Annotated in this window: 2 protein-coding genes; both read right to left on the reverse strand. The window is 72.1% G+C overall.

What is annotated here, in order from left to right; all coding sequences use genetic code 11:
- On the reverse strand, window positions 1–1,164 hold a 1,164-nt coding region (locus FV228_RS29390), incomplete at its 3' end, for a lipopolysaccharide biosynthesis protein (protein ID WP_147857682.1).
- Window positions 1,165–1,272: 108 nt separating this feature from the next.
- The coding region (locus FV228_RS29395; RefSeq protein ID WP_147857683.1) for a GNAT family N-acetyltransferase at window positions 1,273–1,491 on the reverse strand (219 nt) is incomplete at its 5' end.

The following is a 1,491-nucleotide window of genomic DNA, read 5'->3' on the forward strand; positions in this document are numbered from 1 at the left end:
GCCCAGCGTCTGGGCCAGGGCGACGCCCATCCCGCCCATCCGGTCGGGCAGGAGCAGCAGGCCGGCCCCGTTGACCGTGAGCCCGACCAGGGCCGCGGCGATGACCGGAAAGGTCCGGCGGCGGATCTGGAAGACTGGGTTCAGGGCGTAGAACATCATCGACAGGCAGAACAGGCCGGGCATCAGCGCGACGCTGTAGCTCTCGAACGGCCCGCGATAGGCGTCGGGCACCACCAGCCCCTGGAGCGCCGGCAGCACCGCCCAGAAGCCGACCGCGCAGGGCGCCAGCAGGGCGAACACGGTGCCGGCATTCTCGGCCACCTGCGCCTCGGCCGCCGCGCGGCCGTCCTGCTCCTCGGCCTGCACGGCGAACTGGAACAGCAGCAGGTCGAGCGCGGTGCCGAGCGTCATCATCGAGCGCGAGGTGACGTCGGCGGCCAGCGCGAAATAGCCGGCTTCGGCGAAGCCGGCATGGCCGGCGATCGCACCCCGGTTCACGAAGGCGAGGCACTGGTAGGCGGTGTTGGCCGCGATCAGCGGCAGGCCGTAGCGGGCGAAGACCCCCCAGGTGGCGCCGAGGCGCGGCTGCTCGAACGGGTGCTTGGGATCGCGCAGGGGGTGGCGCAGCAGCACCACGGCGGCGAGCTGGCTGAGTCCTGCCGCCGCCAGCACCCAGGCCGGCTGCGGCAGCCACCAGGCGGCCGCCGCCATCAGGATGAAGGCCAGGACGTTCTTGACCGCCACGAGGCCGAGATAGAGCTTTCCGTCGAACCGGGCCCGGGCCAGGGCTGCGTGGTAGTCGAACACCCCGATGCCGAGCGCGGCGAGGCCGGTGCCGCACAGGACCGCCGCGCGTCCACGCGCGCCGCCGCCGAAGCCGAACGCCCCGCACAGGGCGGCGGCGCAGAGCAGCACCAGGCCGATGCGCAGGTAGGCCCGGTCGAGCCCGTGGCGGATCCAGGGCTCGTCCACCCGCACGCGCCCCGAGTAGAACCGCGTCGCCGACAGCCGCAGCCACTCGAACAGCACCGTGTTGAGCACGATCGCTCCGGTGGTCGCCAGCGCGAACCGGCCGAAATCGGCGGGCCCGAGCAATTGGGCGATCAGCAGCCCGAGGATGAAGTTGAGCCCCGCATTGATCACGAAGGCGGCGATCACGGCCATGGACGGCGCCTCATGCGCGGCGAGGTTCTATAAGGTGCCCCAGGGCTTAGGGTCGGACCCGTAAGACTCTCCTAACGGGGCGGGAACAGGGCGAGGACTGACGGGCCTCTACAGCCCCCGCTCGTAACGCCAGGCCTCCATGCCGTCCTCGTAATAGGCGGGTTGCACGGCGAAGCGGGTGTAGCCCCGGCGCTGGTACAGGCGGATGCCGGCGCCGTTGTCGGCGCGGACCTCGAGGCGCAGGCGGTCGCAGCCATGGGCGCGGGCCTGGGACTCCGCGGCGTCGAGCAGTTTTCCGCCAAGCCCGAGGCCGCCGCGGTTGGGCGC

Origin of the sequence: Methylobacterium sp. WL18 (assembly GCF_008040015.1) — a bacterium.
In the GTDB taxonomy this organism is placed as follows: Bacteria; Pseudomonadota; Alphaproteobacteria; order Rhizobiales; family Beijerinckiaceae; genus Methylobacterium; species Methylobacterium mesophilicum.